At 68.7% G+C, this 14,649-nt stretch carries 13 protein-coding genes; 10 read left to right on the forward strand and 3 right to left on the reverse strand.

What is annotated here, in order from left to right; all coding sequences use genetic code 11:
* The first annotated feature begins 24 nt into the window (after positions 1-24).
* Positions 25-894, forward strand: a complete 870-nt coding sequence (locus tag ACFYR3_RS35595) for a helix-turn-helix transcriptional regulator (RefSeq protein ID WP_389286079.1) — start codon at positions 25-27, stop codon at positions 892-894.
* A gap of 329 nt (positions 895-1,223) precedes the next feature.
* Here the strand turns inward: ACFYR3_RS35595 and ACFYR3_RS35600 are convergent, their stop codons facing one another.
* Positions 1,224-1,949 (reverse strand): TetR/AcrR family transcriptional regulator, encoded by a 726-nt coding sequence (locus ACFYR3_RS35600; protein ID WP_389286081.1) that lies wholly within the window; start codon positions 1,947-1,949, stop codon positions 1,224-1,226.
* 147 nt (positions 1,950-2,096) lie between these two features.
* Here ACFYR3_RS35600 and ACFYR3_RS35605 point away from each other — a divergent pair, with 147 nt between their 5' ends.
* The 6 genes from ACFYR3_RS35605 to ACFYR3_RS35630 all read left to right on the forward strand — a co-directional run bounded on the left by ACFYR3_RS35605 (position 2,097) and on the right by ACFYR3_RS35630 (position 8,377).
* Entirely contained in the window at positions 2,097-3,224 is a 1,128-nt protein-coding gene (locus tag ACFYR3_RS35605; protein ID WP_389286083.1) for an FAD-dependent oxidoreductase, read from the forward strand.
* 148 nt (positions 3,225-3,372) lie between these two features.
* A complete protein-coding gene (locus ACFYR3_RS35610; protein ID WP_355853965.1) occupies positions 3,373-4,233 on the forward strand; it encodes a PaaX family transcriptional regulator C-terminal domain-containing protein in 861 nt (286 codons plus the stop codon).
* Positions 4,234-4,387: 154 nt separating this feature from the next.
* Positions 4,388-5,737, forward strand: a complete 1,350-nt coding sequence (locus ACFYR3_RS35615; RefSeq protein ID WP_389286086.1) for an alpha/beta hydrolase — start codon at positions 4,388-4,390, stop codon at positions 5,735-5,737.
* A gap of 53 nt (positions 5,738-5,790) precedes the next feature.
* Positions 5,791-7,383 (forward strand): MFS transporter, encoded by a 1,593-nt coding sequence (locus tag ACFYR3_RS35620; RefSeq protein WP_355853959.1) that lies wholly within the window; start codon positions 5,791-5,793, stop codon positions 7,381-7,383.
* A gap of 302 nt (positions 7,384-7,685) precedes the next feature.
* Positions 7,686-7,994: a DUF1778 domain-containing protein gene (locus ACFYR3_RS35625; RefSeq protein WP_355853956.1), complete on the forward strand. Its 309-nt coding sequence runs from the start codon at positions 7,686-7,688 to the stop codon at positions 7,992-7,994.
* The gene (locus ACFYR3_RS35630; protein WP_355853954.1) at positions 7,991-8,377 is read left to right on the forward strand and encodes a fic family toxin-antitoxin system, toxin component; all 387 of its coding nucleotides are present in this window, start codon (positions 7,991-7,993) and stop codon (positions 8,375-8,377) included. Before ACFYR3_RS35625 ends, ACFYR3_RS35630 begins: the two co-directional genes overlap by 4 nt.
* Before the next feature lie 187 nt (positions 8,378-8,564).
* Here ACFYR3_RS35630 and ACFYR3_RS35635 read toward each other — a convergent pair whose 3' ends face one another.
* Positions 8,565-9,149, reverse strand: coding sequence for a TerD family protein (locus tag ACFYR3_RS35635; RefSeq protein WP_355853951.1), 585 nt, complete (start codon positions 9,147-9,149; stop codon positions 8,565-8,567).
* Between the two features lie 282 nt (positions 9,150-9,431).
* A complete protein-coding gene (locus ACFYR3_RS35640) occupies positions 9,432-9,725 on the reverse strand; it encodes a transposase family protein (protein WP_355853948.1) in 294 nt (97 codons plus the stop codon).
* A gap of 779 nt (positions 9,726-10,504) precedes the next feature.
* On the opposite strand from ACFYR3_RS35640, the gene ACFYR3_RS35645 reads away from it, so the two are divergent.
* The 3 genes from ACFYR3_RS35645 to ACFYR3_RS35655 all read left to right on the forward strand — a co-directional run bounded on the left by ACFYR3_RS35645 (position 10,505) and on the right by ACFYR3_RS35655 (position 14,370).
* Positions 10,505-10,804: a hypothetical protein gene (locus tag ACFYR3_RS35645; protein ID WP_389286089.1), complete on the forward strand. Its 300-nt coding sequence runs from the start codon at positions 10,505-10,507 to the stop codon at positions 10,802-10,804.
* A gap of 156 nt (positions 10,805-10,960) precedes the next feature.
* Positions 10,961-12,109, forward strand: a complete 1,149-nt coding sequence (locus ACFYR3_RS35650; RefSeq protein WP_389286091.1) for a hypothetical protein — start codon at positions 10,961-10,963, stop codon at positions 12,107-12,109.
* Positions 12,110-13,164: 1,055 nt separating this feature from the next.
* Positions 13,165-14,370, forward strand: coding sequence for a phospholipase D-like domain-containing protein (locus tag ACFYR3_RS35655; RefSeq protein WP_355853942.1), 1,206 nt, complete (start codon positions 13,165-13,167; stop codon positions 14,368-14,370).
* Positions 14,371-14,649: the final 279 nt, after the last annotated feature.

Genomic DNA, 14,649 nt, shown 5'->3' on the forward strand with positions numbered 1-14,649 from the left:
CTAAGCCGCGCCGGATGGCCAACGATGGGGACCATGGACCGTACGTTCGACCGCTCGTCCCTGGGCGCCTTCCTGCGCACCCGGCGTGCGGCACTGCAACCGGAGGACGTCGGGTTGCGCCGCGGGCAGCGGCGGCGCGCTCCGGGCCTGCGCCGCGAGGAGGTGGCGGAGCTTTGCACCATGTCCGCCGACTACTTCGCCCGGCTCGAACGCGGCGACGGGCCGCAACCGTCGGAGCAGATGATCGCGGCCATCGCCCGCGGCCTGCGGCTGACCCCGGACGAACGCGATCACCTGTTCCTGCTCGCCGGCTACCGCACCGCCCGCCGCGACCTGCGGCTTCAGCATGTAAGCCCCGGGCTGATGCGGGTCATGGACGGCTTGGCCGACGCCACCGCGCAGGTCATGGGCCCGCTGGGCGAGACGCTGCTGCAGACGCCGTCCGCGGTGGCACTGCTCGGCGACCAGACCCAGTACACCGGCAACGCCCGCAGCGCGACGTACCGATGGTTCACCGATCCGGCCGCCCGTGAGCGTTACCACCCCGAGGAGCACGACGACAACGGCCGGATCAACGTCGCGCAGCTGCGCGCGGCTGTCACCCGCGACGGGCCCGGCTCCTTCGCGGCGGACCTGGCGGACGTCCTGCTGCGCACCAGCGACGAGTTCGCCCGATTGTGGGAGCGCCACGAGGTGGGCCTGCGGTGGAGCGAGACGAAACGATTCGTCCATCCCCAGGTCGGACGGCTGGACCTCTACTGCCAGCTCCTGCTCGAGCCGGACCAGGGCCAGTCGCTTCTCATATTCACGGCCACCCCGGGTACGGAAAGCCACGAGAAACTCGCCCTGCTCACCGTGCTGGGCACCGACCACTTCGCCGCCGGTACCGAGTGACACCACAGCCCGTGTCGGCGACACGGGCTCGGAACGGAGTCGACCGAACCAGGCCCCGAAGCCGTGACTTTGATGGTGATGTTGTTCCGCTGCGAACATCGCGCTCAAGGACGCGGGTCGACTGTGCGCCGAGCTGACGACGGTGGCCGACGGCGGGCAGGAACCGCTGGAAGAGATCGGGCGCCACGACCGCGACATGATCGACTACGGTTTCACCGCGGTACGCGACTGCTTGGCGCCGGCTCGCCAGGGGAGCGGTCGGTGGCGGCCGCGGCCTCCCTCCTCTCCCGGTTGACCGGCCGCCGCACCGCCTGACGAGCGGGCCCGCGTCAGGCGGAGGGTGGGGTGTGCGCCTGCCCACCGGACAGGTGGAGAGCGGTGATCCCGGTGAGGACGAGATCCAGCCCGGCGAGGAACTGCTCGCGGTCGTCGTGGTCGCGCAGGTGGTTCGCGACGGCCCGGGTGAACGGGTAGTCGTCGGGGTCGAGCTCTTCCCATGTCTTCGATACGGCGTCGAGGAACTCGGTGCGGTCCGTATCGGTCCCGAGGGTGCGGGCGTTCGCGGCGTTCTGGCCGGCCGCGCCGAGGATGTAGTGCACGAGCGCCGAGGTCGCCGTGAACCAGCTGCTCTCGGGCGCGCCCAGCGCACGGACCTGTCGGCCGATGCTTTCGAAGATCCGAGGCGTCACCGACCCCCATGGGCTGCGGGAGAGCTGCACGGCGAGCTGAGTGGCGAGCCAGGGGTGTTCGTCGATCGCGTCGAACAGGCCGAGTGCGACGGTGCGGATCTCGTTCTGCGGCGAGTCCGGAGACTCGGCGGGCTCGATGACCAGAGCGGCGGCCACGACGGCGTCGGTCGCGGTGCCGAGCAGCTCGCCCTTGTTCGCCACATGCCAGTAGATCGCCCCGGGCCCGGTGGAGAGGTGCTCGGCCAGCGCCCGGAACGTCAGGCCGCCCTCGCCGGCCGCGTCGAGCAGCTCGACGGCAGCCTCCACGATGCGCCCCCGGGAGAGCGCCTCTGTGCGCCGCTGTGACCGGCGCGTTCGCGTTGCCATCCCCCCATCCTAGACACTCTGGAACGTCGTTCCAGCTTGACAGGAATGGAACGCCGTTCCACCCTGGATCTGCTGGAACGGCGTTCCAGGTGTGATCCGCCGGGTGTGAGCCTCTGCCCAGCGGTCCGCGATCAGGAAGGAAGCACCATGACCACTCCCGTGACGATCATCGGCGCCGGACTCGGCGGCCTCACGCTCGCCCGCGTCCTGCACGTCCACGGAATCCCGGCCACGATCTACGAGGCGGAGGCGTCTCCGGCGGCGCGCTCGCAGGGCGGGATGCTCGACATCCACGACGACACGGGCCAGTCGGCTCTCCAGGCGGCAGACCTGATGGACGAGTTCCGCGCCATCGTCCTGGAAGGCCGCGAGGCGACACGGGTCCTCACCTCGGACGGGACCGTCCTGTTCGACGACGACAGCACGCGTGGACGCCCCGAAGTGCTGCGCGGCGAACTGCGACGGATCCTGCTCGACTCGCTTCCGGCCGGCACCGTCCGGTGGGAGCGGAAGGTCAGCGGCGTCCGTGCCCTCGGCCAGGGGCGCCACGAGGTGACCTTCGCCGACGGCACCACTGTCGCCGCGAGCCTGCTGGTCGGCGCGGACGGCGCGTGGTCGCGGGTCCGGCCGCTGCTGTCCGACGCGACACCCGAGTACATCGGCAGATCGTTCGTCGAGACCTACCTGTTCGACAGCGACACCCGTCACCCTGCATGCGCGAAAGCGGTCGGTGGTGGGTCACTGTTCGCGCTCGCGCCAGGAAAGGGGATCCAGGCCCACCGGGAGAGCGGCGGGACCCTCCACACCTACGTGGCGCTCTCCAAGCCGCAGGACTGGTTCGCCGCGATCGACTTCACCGATCCCGCCGCGGCCGCCGCCCGGATCGCGCAGGAGTTCGACGGCTGGGCGCCGGAACTCACCTCGCTGATCACCGATGCCGACACCGCACCGGTCCTGCGTACCCTCAGCGGCCTGCCCGTCGAGCACCGGTGGGATCGGGTGCCGGGGGCGACGCTGCTCGGTGACGCCGCCCACCTCTCGGCCCCGAACGGCGAAGGCGCCAACCTGGCCATGTACGACGGCGCCGAACTCGGCAAGGCCATCGTTGCGCACCCCGATGACGTCGAGGCCGCGCTCGCGGAATACGAGCAGGCCCTGTTCCCACGCAGCGCCGCCGCCGCGCGCGACGGCGCCCAACTCCACGAACTCCTCTTCGGCGACAACACACCCCAAGGGCTGATCGGCATGTTCACCGGGCACGAGCAGGCCCAATGAGCCACTCATGCTGTGGGCCCAGGGTCATCGCTGAATCTTCCATCCCCGCGCTCTGGTAAAGCGATATTGAACTGTTTACTAATTGCAGTCACAGAAGTGACACATTTCTTGGAGCCGGGACGGCGCACGTTCACCCCGGGCCTACGCTATGGCGGTGACCAGTGTCGATGTCGCGGCCGAAACCACGGCCGGGAGCGGTCCCGAGCCGCGTACCCAGTCCCTGATGCTGACCTTCTTCGGCGCGCATGTGCTGGGTCGGTCCGTCGCCGTGTCCTCGGGCAGCGTGATCGCCGCCCTGGGAAGGGCGGGCAGTTCTGAGGATGCTGTGCGGACGACGCTGAACCGGATGGTCAAACGGGGTTTGCTGGAGCGTCGTCGCCAGGGCCGCAAGACCTATTTCGGGCTGACGCCGCACGCCGTCCAGGTGCTGACGGACGGCAGGGACCGAATCTGGCGCACCGGCGCGGTCAATCGGGACTGGGACGGCCGGTGGACGATGGTGGGCTTCTCGCTGCCCGAGGCGTGGAGCCGTGAGCGGCACGATCTGCGCTCCCGTCTGATCTGGGCGGGCTTCGGGCCGCTGCAGAACGGTCTGTGGGTGGCCCCGACGCGTGTCGAGGTCCGCGAGATGGTGGCGGGTCTGGGCCTGGAGCCGTATCTGAGGGTGTTCCGGGCAGAAGTGGAATCACCGACCGACGTCCGTGAAGTGCTGGAGCAGGCGTTCGACGTGCCTGCCATCGGCGCACGGTATCGGGTGTTCCTGGAGCGCTGGGACCGCACCGACCCGCTGCCCGCAGCGGCCTCCGGCGACGAACTGGCAGGTCAGCTCCTGCTGCACACTGACTGGCTGGACCTGGTGCGGCGCGATCCGCATCTGCCCGCCGAGCACCTTCCGGCGGACTGGCCCGCCGCCCGGGCGGAGACCGTCTTCCGCGGTCTGGCCAGCCGCTGGGAGCGCTCGGCGTCGCGAGCCGCCGCGGACTTGCTCGACACTCTGCCCCTGGGCTGACCCGCTCCCGGGGTCTCGGGCACCTGCCTGTGCGGAACGGCCTCGCGGACCTGTCTGCCGCATTATTGGGCAGTCTATTGACGGCGATCAAAAAAGAGCCCTACATTCGCAGCGCTCAGCTTGCTCCCCCGATTCGACTTGCGGAGCCGCCGTCATGCCCCGACCCCGTCTTTCGACCCTCGCCGCCTGCACGACCGCCCTCGCCACCGCCCTGCTCGGGTCGGCGACAGGCGCCCAAGCCGCGACCGCCGAACACCACTCCGGCACGCTGTCCGACGGCGCCACCTGGATCGCGGACATACCCGCGCAGTGGAACGGCACCCTGCTGCTGTTCAGCCACGGCTTCGGACCGACCGCCGCCTCCGACGCCCCGTCGGCCGCCGCGCAGGAGGCGCTGCTGGACGCCGGCTACGCCCTCGCCGGCTCCTCCTACGACCCGCACGGCTCGATGTGGGCGCTCGACTCGGCAGAGCGGGACCAGTTCGGCGCGCTCGCCGCCTTTCGCGGGCAGGTCGGCACCCCGACCCGGGTCATCTCCGTGGGCCAGTCCATGGGCGGCCTGATCAACGCCCAGATCGCCCGGGACGGTGCGGGACGCGTCAACGGCTCGCTCGGCCTGTGCGGCCTGGTCGCGGGCGGCGTCGACCTGGACAACTACCAATTGGACGCCGAGTACACCCTGGCCACGTTCTTCGACCCGGCCGACGCCGACAACCTCGTGAACCTCGGCGGCCAGGCCGACGCCGCCGCTCTCGCCGACCGGCTCTCGAAGGCGGTGGAGACGGCGCAGCAGACCCCGGCAGGGCGCGCCCGGATCGCACTGGCGGCCGCCTACCTCAACCTGGCCGACTGGGCCCCCGGTCAACAGCCGCCCGCGCGTCATGACTTCGCGGGTCAGGAGCAGCAGCAGTACGCATGGCTCGCCCAAGGCCTGCTCCGCTTCATCGTCCCGGCGCGCTGGTCGGTGGAGCAGTCTGCGGGTGGCAACACGTCGTGGAACACGGGCGTCGACTACGCGGGGCTGCTGCACAAGTCCACCCATGCCAAGCAGGTCGCAGCGCTCTACCGCGAGGCCGTGCTCAACCTGCGCACCGACCTGAACCGGCTCACCCGCGGTGCGGACATCACGGCCGACCCGGCCGCGGTGGCTCATCTGAAGCGGACCTCCACCGCCGGGCAGGGTGTGGCTGTGCCGCTTCTGGACATCCACACCACCGCAGACCAACTCGTTCCCGTCGAGCAGGAGTCGGCCTTCGCCGAGCGGGTGCGCACGGCCGGTGACTCCGCACGGCTGCGCCAGGCCTACGTCGCCCGGCAGGGCCACTGCAACTTCACCACCGCAGAAGTGATCGCCGGCCTCCACGCCGTAGAACACCGGCTGGCTGCCGGGCACTGGGACGACGCGGCCACCGCTGATGAACTCCAGCACAGCGCCGCCGAGTTGAACCTCGGGGGCGCCGCCTTCACCGACTACCGGCCGAGCCGTCAGACCGGCACCCGCTGACCGCCAGTCCGTTGCCTTTGCACCCCGAGATCCCCTCCCCTCAGGAGCCCGCCGTGTCAACGACGACCGAAACCTCCGTCAGAACCGCCACCGGTCCCGGCCTGACCACAGGCACCCTGGTCGCCGGTCTCCTCGCCGTCTGCCTCGCCCAGATCGGCCTGGCCATACCGGCCACCCTCAACGGGTTGTTCCAGTCAGACCTGCACCCCGTCGGCTCACAGCTCACCTGGATCTCCGACGCCTTCCTGCTCCCGGTCGCCGTACTGGAGCTGACCTTCGGCCTGCTCGGTGACCTCTTCGGCCGAAAGCGCCTGCTGGTCGGCGGCGCCGCATTGCTCGCCGCAGGAGAAGTGGTCAGCGCCACCGCCTCCGGCGTCCACCAACTCTGGGCCGGACAGGCCCTGGCCGGCCTGGGCGCCGCCGCCCTCTTCCCGACCTCGCTCGCCATCCTGGCCGCCGGGACCACCTCGCCCGCACAGCGCGCCCGGGTCATCGCCATGTGGGCGGCCCTGTTGTCCACCGGCGGGTTCCTCGCCCCGCTGCTCGGCGGCGTCACCGCAACCTACGGCTCGTGGCGCTGGTCCTTCGTCGTCGTCGCCACCGTCGCCGCGGCGAGTGCCGTCATCAGCGCTCGGTTCGCCGTCAACTCCAGTGCTCCCGAGGGACGTTCACTCGACATTGCCGGCCAACTGACCATAGGGCTGGGCCTGTTCTCCCTGCTCTACGCCATCATCCAGGGCCCCACGGACGGCTGGGCCTCGCCCTCCATCGTCATTGCCTTCGTGCTGGCGGCCGTGTTCCTCGCTGCCTTCGTCCTGGCCGAGCTGCGCGCCAAGTCGCCGCTGCTGCGGCTCGACCTGTTCCGCAACCGTGCCTTCGCGGTCGCCTCTGCCGTGGCCGTGGTGGGGATGTTCGCCTTCCTGGGCACCGCCTACTCCGTCAGCATCCGCCTCGGCCCGGTGCAGGACCAAGCACCGATGCGAACGGGCCTGGCATTCGTCCTGCTCAACGGCATTGCGCTGGTGATGCTGCCGCTGACCGAGCGGCTGCTACGGGCGGTGGCGCCAGGGTTGCTGCTGAGCGGTGGGCTGCTGCTGATTGCGGCCGGCGACTACTGGGCGGCCACGCTGCCGATCACCGACAGCGCGTTCACCTCGCTCATTCTGCCACTCGGCCTGGTCGGCCTGGGCTTCGCGATCACCGTCTCGTCGATCACTGCGACCGCCGTCAACACCGTGCCGGTGCGCCTGGCCGGCATGGCGAGCGCCACCACCAACCTGCTGCGCGATTTCGGCTTCACCCTCGGTCCGGCTGTCATCGGCGCGGTGGCCCTCAGCCGCGCGGCGAGCGACTTCGCGAGCTCTCTGCACGAGTCCACCCTGCCTGGGGCGCTCAAGGGCGCGGGCACGGCCGTACTGGAAGAGGGTGGCCCCCTCGCGGTGAACGGCGCCTCGGCCGCGTCCCCCAAATTGGCCGACCTGCACCCGCTCGCCCTGGATGCCCTCGGCCACGGCTATTCGATCGGCTTCGTGGTCTGCGGCTCGGCCGCACTGTTCTCGGCATTGCTGGCCCTCGTCGCACTCCGTGGCCGAGCCGCCTCGCTCGAGGACCCCTCGGGACAGCGCGAGGACTCCTCGGGACATTAGGACGGCATGGGCCGAGCGGTTTCTGTTCCGTGCCGACGGGATGGAAGAAGTGATGTCCGCACCCGGACGTGTCCTTGGCGCCGGTAGACCATTGGCCTGGGTGCGGACGACGACGAGAAGGTCGATCTCGGTCCGCCGGCATCCGGGAGCGGGGAGCCGGTCGCCGTGCGGCCCGCGCTGCAGCTACCACAGGCTGTCCACCGCAGCGGGTGCTCCAGCTACCACAGGCTGTCCACCGCAGCGGGTGCTGCTGCTGCCATGGCACTGGCCCGGCATGTGGTACCGGCGGTACCATCGGTACCATGTCGCAGTCCAAGACTCCCAAGGCCATGAACCTGCGTTTTCCCGATCCGTCTCAGCGCGACGCGATCGAGGCTGCCGCGAGGCAGGAGGGCGTCAGCCTTCAGGAGTACATCCTGTCCGCTGCCTACGCTCGCGCCACTGCCGTCGAAGGGCGCTTCCTCGACGCGTTCAGGGAGTCGATGTCCCGCAGCGGCGACGCGTTTGCCGAGGAGACCGGCACTGTCGATCCCGACGCGGAGCAGCGCGCCGCAGAGCGGGAAGCCCGGCGTGATCTCGAGGAGCAGCAGGAGCGGGGCCACGCAGCGTGACTCAGAACGAACCGCTCCACCCGCTGGATGTGACCTTCTTGCTGCACGCGGCCGAGCTGATGGCCGGTGATCCACAGGTCGACGACTACGGCCCGCTCTACGCGGCAGTCGCCCGGGTCAACGCCCGGGCCATGGAGCGCGACATCTACGGTTCCCTGTACCTCAAGGCAGCTGCTCTGCTGCAGACGCTGGTGAAGCTGCCGTGTCTGGAGCACTCGAACGAGGCCTTCGCCTGGCACTCCGCGGAGGCGTACCTGGCCTTGAACGGACGCCGGCTCGATTGCCCGCCCAAGGAGGCAGTCTCCTTGGTCCGGGATGCCGCCTCTGGCGCAAAGGGTGTGGGCCTGATCGGCCGCCGGCTCAGGGACTGGAGCGCTTCCTGACCGAGCGAGCGGGCCGAGTGCACCCATCGGAGCAGGATGCCAAGGGGGCTGCCCGGCCCGGCAGAGCGACGCCGTCCTCGAGGTGTCTCTTCGGGCTGTCGCCGACGTCGCAGGCCGGCGACAGCCAGCAGTACGGACCATTGCCTCAGACGCGAGCTCCGGTTGGGTACCCGCCTGAGTTGCAGGTCTACTTGCTCAGAGCGAAGCGCATCAGGGCCTGTTCGTCACCCTGCTTGATCTTTCCCGTCACATTGATCACTTCGAGCTTCCAGGCACCGCCGACCCGCACGGCCTTGGCCACGGCGCAGCCGTTGTCCTGGCTCAGCAGGCTGGGCCAGATGTCCGCGACTTGCTGGGTGCTGCCGCCGGTTGCGTCGTAGACCCTGAAGCTGATGTTGCGTGCCTTCTGGAAGGAGCTTCCCTTCTTGAAGGCGGCGGCAACGAACACGATCGACGTGATGTGGGCAGGGATGCGTGCGAACTCCACCGAGACGGTTTCATCGTCGCCGTCGCCGTGTCCGGACTGGTTGTCACCGCTGTGTATCAGGGAGCCGTTGCCCATGGGGTCGAGGGAATCGAGGCCGGCCAAGCGCACCGGGTCCGTGCCGTGCATGGCGACGGCGATCAGGTCGAGGTCGGTGCCGGACTTGAGGCGGAGCTTGCCCATGACTCCTCCGCTGCTGCCGGCCGTGGGGTCCCACGACACCCCGATGGACAGGTGAGTTACTCCGTCCAGGTCGGCGGGGCCGTCTTCCTTGGTGAGCGTGATCATGCGTGGGCCATCCTCCGGTGAAAGGGACTACTACACGCAGAGTGTGCCTGGCGCTCAAATGGTTCCATGCTCTGGGTCCCGGCGTGCCCGCCGCGTGGAAGAGCGGGCCACCCGAGGGCATCCGCCGACAGGTCGGCTGAGCAGGCAGCGGCCCGCCGTCGCAGTCGCGTCGGCTCGGCCGCCGGAGCGTGGGCCAGGCGGGCGCCGGCCGGGCCGGTCGGCATCACAGCACGGCGGTCCAGCGCTGTCCGCAGCCGGCGCTCCGCCTGCCGTGCGGAAGGCTCAGCCCGTCGGCCTGTTCGGCGAACGTCGCCTGCCCGCAAGAACATTGACCGTGGCGGAACGTCGCACCTGTAACCCGATCAGCAACGGGCGTCCGCCGACCGCGCTGTCGGCGAGCCGACGTACGTACCGGCTGTGCGCCCGAGCCGACAGCGTTCCGCACGCCGGGCACGCGGCCCGCTCCGCAGCCGTACGTGCCCGCACAGCCACCAATTCGCCATCGGGCAAGGCGTTTTCGATCACGACACCTTCGACCAGGTGGAACCGCAGGTACTGGAGGAGCACATCACCCACGGCCGTTCATGATCGCGGTTTCGCCACAGACCGGAGGCCTGCGGGCGGTGGACGGCATCCGCGCCCTGCGGGCCGATCCCGCGCTGCGGCCGACCGGGCAAAGCGCTCCCGAAGACAGGGGCAGGCCCGTCAGCCTCCCGTGCTCGTCGTCAATACGGCGCTGGCGCTCGCACTGCTGGTATTCGGCTGACCACCGATGGCCGGGCGGTCGTGGTAACGGACTTGCGGGAGACCACCGTGTTACGACCTGCGGTGCCACCATCACCCGGCGAAGCCTCACAGATCTACGACACCGGCCCGTACCCACCGTCAGCTGTCCAATGCCCGCAGTCCACAGCCGGCGGCAATCTCTGCGACGTCTGCCGGCTCGCGAGCCTGCGACAAGCTGCGCGAAATCTGGCAGAGCTCGGAGGCCCATCATCGGGACGGCAACGCGGTGCAGGGGGACGAGACGGTTTGTTGGGTCTCGGAATCTGCCGCTGCCCCATCAATTCCTTCGACATGCCGCTGACCGGCTGGCAAGCTGCGCACATGACCTACGGAATCGAGTCCCACTTCACCCGGTGAGCGTCCAGGAAGAGCGCAACGCGCTCACTCCCCGGACCGCTCTGTACGACCACGCCCTGCGTCTGCTGCGCGAGTCCCCCGATGGAGTCCCGCCCCGGCGTGGTTACTCCCTCCCTCGGAAGACCGCTACGGGCGAGGATCCGCTCTCTCGGGAAGAGGCGAAACGTGCCGTCCGGGAAGCGTTCAGCCCACTCCCGGTCGACCCCGTCACCTTGCATCGCCGCTTCGAACGGCTCGGCATTCAGGATCGCCACAAGCACCTGATCACGTCCATCGTCGCTGGGCTGCCACTGCCGGTCGAGCAGGTGGATGTGGCCCGCGCCCTGGGACGCGGGCTGATCCGGACCGGTACGACCGCGCCCGCCGTCACCGCAGGCATCGCCCTGTTGGGCCGCCTGGGCGAGTCCGAGGACGTCCCGTATCTCACCGTTCTCGGCGTGTTCCGAGTTCTCACCGGTCCGGCGGTCAACGCGCTCGAGATCCTGGATCGTCAATCCGCGGCCGTCGTGTGACTCGCGGTCCACGCCCGCTGTGACGAGCTACAGCCACTCGTCCACGCCCTATGGACAGATAACAGGCAGGCCGTCCTCCCGGAGCTGGTCGCACTTCCTGCCTCGCCCCGCTTCGTCAGCAGCGCGGTCGCCCGTCGGATCGCGGAGGCTTCCCAATTGCCCGACCTCCTCGACCACCACCCCTCAGACACCGACCTGCTCACCCACGCGGGCAGGCTGCTCGTCCGGATGGGGTGCTCACGTGACGACCCGACCGACCTCCTCGCCTACCGCGACGCGCTCCGGGTGTACGACAGAGTCGTCAGCCGCGCCGGTCTGCTGCCGCCCACCCTCGACAACGCTGCCATGCTGCTGTCGCTGGCCCTGGACCTGAGCAGCGGCACCGGCGTGCTGCTGGACTGGCCGCCTGAGCGGCGCGCGGCACTGCTGGACTCGCTCGGGCGGCTGCTGGCCGAGCCTCGATGGGCGGCGGCCGGCGCCACCGGGGACGAGGCGGACCAGCGGCCACGAGCCGGCTGGATCCGCCGCACCGGACGGCAGCCGTTCAAGCGCCCAGCCATGCCCGACGAATTCCGCATCGAGGTGGTGGTCGGCGACCCCGCGTACCGGGAACCGGTCGAGGCACGTGTGCTCATCCATGGCCGTCCGGTGGTTCCGACAGTGTTCGGCCGCGGGCCCGCCCACAGCCCCGAGTACCTGCTGGACGAGGGGCGGCTGAGGGCCGGGGCGGAGCCTCGCGAGGTGCAACTCGCGGAGGCCGACTGCACTGAGGGGTGCTGTGGAGCGCTCTACGTCACCATCCGGCGAGATGCGGACCAGGTGGTGTGGGAGAAGTGGCGGCAAACCATGCCGGGCTCCCGCGAGCCGGCACCGGAGCCGCCCGCCTACCGGTTCGACGCCTCCGCCTATCACGCGGAGATCGCCAGGGCAGAGACTGACTGCACCTGGTCCTGGCGGGCCCGCACCATCGCCCGCCTGATCAAGGCGGGGTTGATCGAGGAGCCGGATTTGTTGAGCCGATGGGATGCGGGTCGAGGTTGGATCAGCAGCGGCTTCGACGACCCCGACACCGCCGTGGTGACGTTCTGGTACGTGCCGGGGCTGGCGTCTGGCAGTCCGGAACGAGCCGACAGTCCCCTCCAGTTCCGCTGGGTCATCCCGGACGACGGCACCTCGCCCGAGGCACAGGCCACAGCCGCCTTGCGCCGGCTGGCTGAAGAGGATCCGAAGTCCTACGCGCAGGTGTGCGGCGGCAGCCGTGAGCGCGCAGAGGAACTCGGATTCTCGTGGCCCGACAGCGCCTGACCAGCCCTTGTCCCACCGACACGTCCTGAACGCCGAAGAGGGGTCCCACGTCGGCAGCGCCACGACTTCCGCGACGGCCTCCTCACGGCGCCCGGCCCTGGCCGCAGCGAGGTCCGTTCGGATTGGCCGGCGGGGGAGTGCTCCTTGATGTGCCAGGCGTGTCGGCAGGCCGGGGAGCTCATCTGGTGCGGCCGGTAAGGCGTTGGTGACTTGGCCCAGAGACGGGACGGGCGAGGACGCGTGGCGGGCACGGTCCCGCCGTGGTGATGAGGGACTCGACCACCTCATGATCACCGGGAGCCGCGCGCTCGGCTCGGCGTTTCGTCCGTCATGTCGGACGGATGCAGACCGCGTTCGAGATCTGCCGATAGGAGGCCCGACTACCTCAAGAATTCCTTCCATAAGGGGACCGCAGCAGCACGTTCTCAGATGCTGTCTGAAATCCTGGCCGATCTCCCTCGGAGCCCGGGTGCAGTCCGAATCAATTGTCGCAGTCATTCTCGCCCTGGAGCGGCGCCGCTGATAGTGCTCAGTAATCGCCCACGACGGACGTACTTCATTTATGAGCGCCGTTGTGTGAGCCGCTGCCGTACCTTCGGGCAAGGTCGCTGCCTCGCCGCCGGATATGTCGCCGCTTACCCGTCCGTCGTCATTCGACGGCACGCCCGTTCGAGCGGAAAAGGCAGAACAGCCGCTTCCGCCGGAGAGTAGACCCGGTTACGCGTTCCCCTCCCGCTTCCTTGATCGCTGGAGGGCGCAACGTATCCAACGGTACCGAACGGCTACAAGGGTGTATTTCGGTCAAGTCTCAACCATGTGACCGTGATTGGCGCGTCTTGCCGTCGGCGGCGAACGTCGCGAAGGACCTCTGTCCGGCGGGCGTGCGGCGTCGTTCCGCGGGTCGTCGGGAGCTGCCCCTCCCCGGTTCTGGTCGACCGCTGAAAGATCGCTATGCTCGTGCCGCTATGGCGTGTCCAATCATTTTCGCATGTCCATAAATGAAACAAATGCCCGCTTCCGGTCCGCCTGTAAAGGTATATGCTTTGTATAGAATTGTGCGAGTTCGCTTTTCGCGTCTGGTCCTGGCCCTGGTGATATCCCTGGGAGCCACTCTCGGTTTCGGAACACCGAGTCACGCGGCCGGCCTGTCCAATAATGCCGTCTTCAATAATCCGAACGACGCGACGGACAAATACGCGCTGCAGAACTACCTGACGGGTCTGATCAATGGGACTCCGACGGGCGCGACCATCCGTATCTCCATCTACGCGTTCAACTCCCAGGCGTACTACGACGCCCTGGTGAGTGCCTACCAGCGCGGAGTCAACGTCAAGATCGTCGCCGATGACTACGCGCCGACCTCCAACATCCAGAAGACGACCGCCGACCTGAAGAATGTGCTGGGGGACGACCCCGCCGCGGGCTCGTACGTTCTGCTGTGTCATGGCGGCTGCATCGAACACGACACCGCCGACGACATCATCAACCATGACAAGTTCTATCTGTTCACCAGCACGTCCGGCAGCTCCAACGTGGTGGTGCAGTCGTCGGCCAACATGATCTCTACGACCTCGGGTGTGAACGGCGGCATCAACGCCTGGAACAACGCACTGACTTTGGTTGACCAGCCCGACATCTACCAGGCCTACATCGACCGCTTCACGGCGATCAAGGCGGCCCAGATGTCCGATGCGGCGTCAAGTGTCGACTACACGACGGTGACAGGCTCCAACGCCACCACCGGCACCAGCGCGAAGGCGTACTTCTTCCCGCAGCAGGACACCAGCAAGAACGTCCTCCTCGACATTCTCGGCAATATCGACTGCTCGGGCGGGGGCAGCGTGCACATGGCCATGTACGACATCAAGGACGTGTCCGTCGCTCAGAAGTTGAAGAGCCTCGATGACGCCGGGTGCACCGTGCACGCCGTCTACACCGACCAGGGCACGTCCGACGACAGCGCGATCAACGCGCTCAGTGCCTGCGGTCCGCACAACGGTGTGGCCGTCTACCGGTTCGACAAAACGGCCCCGCCCGCCGCCATGGTGCACTCGAAGTACCTTCTGGTAAGCGCTGGTTACCTGGGTTCCGTGCAGCAGATCATCTGGACGGGGAGCGTGAACTACACCTCCCAGTCCCTGCACGCCAATGACGAGTCACTGCTGAAGTACAGCGGGACGCCGGGAGTCTTCGACGCGTATGAGTCGAACAACACCACGCTCGAACAACTCGGCACCTACAGCCGGGCGGGGACCTGCTGAGCGAGTACCGAAGGCGTCACTCGCGGCCTCTCTTTGATGGCCGCGGCGCGGATGGTCGTCCAGTGGCGGTCCGGCCTCTTGTGGCCCCTGTTGGCCCTTGCGCAGTGCATGTGAGGCGCCGGACATCGCACCCAACCGTGTGCCGATCCCGGTAGGCCTCTGCATCGAACTCCGGCGGGTGGCCCCCGCCGGAGCCGAGGCTCCCTCGATCTTCGCCGACACCGGGTCAGGGCCAAGCGTCTTCTCCGGTATGGGCTGGTTGGCCCAGCCTCGCGCCTG

This window comes from Streptomyces sp. NPDC005784 (assembly GCF_042871525.1).
Taxonomy (GTDB): domain Bacteria; phylum Actinomycetota; class Actinomycetes; order Streptomycetales; family Streptomycetaceae; genus Streptomyces.